Consider the following 381-nt stretch of genomic DNA (forward strand, 5'->3'; position numbering starts at 1 on the left):
CAGCTTAGAGCGTATCTCATATAAGTTAGATGAAACAAATCTTAAATTAAAAAATGCTTATAACCAACTGGTGCGCAAGAAAAAGGTACAGAACGAGATTGCCAATTTTAATATTGAAGGTAGTTCTATTAAAGGACAGGTTAAGGGTATTCGTGAATCCTTAAAAGGTATTTCGGAAGACGACCAAAAAACGATTGATAAAAAATCAAAATTTGAGTTAGAAAAGACAATTATAGAAAATACTGAATCTGAACTGACCCTTTTTGATTCCAAAACAGATGAACTTCTTGAACTATTGAAGTTGTACCCAGAACCTATTGAGCCTTTCCTTGAAGATGTCGAAAACAAGGAATTAATAGCTAAACTTGATACCGAAATCAA

1 pseudogene is annotated in these 381 nt (G+C 32.5%); it reads left to right on the forward strand.

What is annotated here, in order from left to right:
* Positions 1-381 (forward strand): annotated as a pseudogene (locus RM529_RS17875) (TrlF family ATPase); the annotation flags it as partial.

Origin of the sequence: Autumnicola edwardsiae, assembly GCF_031846505.1 — a bacterium.
GTDB classification, from domain to species: Bacteria; Bacteroidota; Bacteroidia; order Flavobacteriales; family Flavobacteriaceae; genus Autumnicola; species Autumnicola edwardsiae.